Annotated in this window: 2 protein-coding genes; both read right to left on the bottom strand. The window is 69.6% G+C overall.

Going from position 1 to position 1,674, the window contains the following annotated elements:
- Positions 1-36: 36 nt before the first annotated feature.
- Entirely contained in the window at positions 37-891 is an 855-nt protein-coding gene (locus tag ACFWF2_RS33570) for an acyl-ACP desaturase (protein ID WP_379311503.1), read from the bottom strand.
- Between the two features lie 79 nt (positions 892-970).
- Entirely contained in the window at positions 971-1,585 is a 615-nt protein-coding gene (locus tag ACFWF2_RS33565; protein WP_379311502.1) for an LGFP repeat-containing protein, read from the bottom strand.
- Positions 1,586-1,674: the final 89 nt, after the last annotated feature.

Genomic DNA, 1,674 nt, shown 5'->3' with positions numbered 1-1,674 from the left:
GCCGTCACCTCCGGTGACGGCCGTTCGCACGAAAGATCAGGCCAGGTGGGCCAGTTCGGCGCGAGCCTTCTCGCCGGCTTCGGTGAAGTCGGTGCGGGTGAAGATGTTCCAGCGCTGCAGCAGCGGCTTGAAGACCAGTTCGGCTTCGTTCGCGGGGTCGTAGATGCCAGCCTCGGCCAGCGCCTCGTCGCTGGAACCGCCGCCGGGCAGGTCCACCTGCGGTACCCGGAAGGCGGCGACCTGGTCGGCGATGGCGCGCACGGCCTGGTCGGGGACCAGATCGAGGGCGGCGTCGACGAGGACGGCGAAGAACTCGGCCTGCAGTTCGTCGTCGACGGCCAGCTTCTCGGCCATCGCGGTGACGACCAGGTTCTCACCGAGGGCGGCGGTGTTGCGGTGGCGGATCGCGGCGGCGAGCTCTTCGAAGGCGCAGGTGGCCAGCACATCGATGAGGTGCAGCGGGGGACGGTTGAAGCCAGCGGTCATGTGCGCCATCCGGGCCCGCTCGAGCGCGACCGGATCGACCGCGCGCGTCACCATCAGGTAGTTGCGGATCATGATCTCGTGGCGGTTCTCCTCGGCCGTCCACCGGCCGACCCAGCGCCACCACGGGCCGGTGCGCAGATGCTTGCCGAGCTCACGGTGGTAGGACGGCAGGTTGTCGGCGACCAGGACGCTCACCGTCAGCGCGAGTTTGGCGGTCGCGCTCAGCTCGGACTGGTCCGGGGCCCAGTCGGTGCCGCCGAGAAAAGCGAAGTTGCGGCCGTCCGCCCACGGCACCAACTCGTGCGGCTGCCAGCCCTCGGCCACCTCGATGTGCCGAGCCAGGTTGGTTTCCACCACGTCAGCGAGCGAATCCAGCAGCTCACGGTCGGTCAAAGTTTTCTGCACCCCGACAACCTAGCGGTTCGGCCGTCGGCGCGGGGCCTGAGGCGGTGTTCAGGTCCCCACGCCGGGCCGGACGCACGAGTTACTTCTTGGTCACCGTGGTCTCGCCGTTGACCCAGACGATGGTGCCACCGGTGAAGTCGCTCTGCTTGCCGCCGCTGATGTCCTTCTCGTCGCTGGTCGGGTAGCCGAGCGGACCGTTGGCGCCGCCCTCCTCCTCCCAGGCCTCGCGGATATCGCCCCAGACGATGTGCGCGCCGCCGTCCTTGCTCCAGTAGATGGTGCCGCCCTCGAAGTCCTGGTACTCGCCGCCGTCCGGACCCGCTTCCTGGGCTTCCTCCGGCATACCGAGCGGGCTGCTCGCCCCGCCGACGGCGACGTACTTCTTGTACACCTCACCGGAGACGGTGATGTCGCCGTTCGGAGTGGAGATGGTCGTCGACTCGCCTGCCGCCGCCGCGGTGGTGGTGGCCGCACCGGTGCCGGTCTCGGTGGCGTCGGGCGTGGTGGTCATCCCGCCGTAGCCGCCTTCGGCGGTGGTTGTCGCGCCGGGGCCACCGATGACCGAGGTCACGGAACCGACGGTGTCGTTGGCCGTGTCCTTGTCGTCGTCACCGCAGCCTGCGGCGAGCAACAGTCCGGCGGCGGCGATGACCGCGGCGCCCCCAGCGGCAGTACGTCGAGCGAAGTGGTTCATATCCATCCTCTCGCGAGTGGCCCCCCGGGGGTGCACCACCCTTGCCGGAGGCGACGGCGTACACGCGGGTGAGCGAACCGGGCTGGGCG

Origin of the sequence: Nocardia sp. NPDC060259 (assembly GCF_042728775.1) — a bacterium.
Classification (GTDB): Bacteria; Actinomycetota; Actinomycetes; order Mycobacteriales; family Mycobacteriaceae; genus Nocardia.
This window is presented reverse-complemented; position numbering and strand designations above follow the sequence as displayed.

Excerpts from the sequence above, each read along its gene's own strand:
- ACFWF2_RS33565 (WP_379311502.1), bottom strand. The coding sequence starts at position 1,585 with ATGAACCACTTCGCTCGACGTACTGCCGCTGGGGGCGCCGCGGTCATC.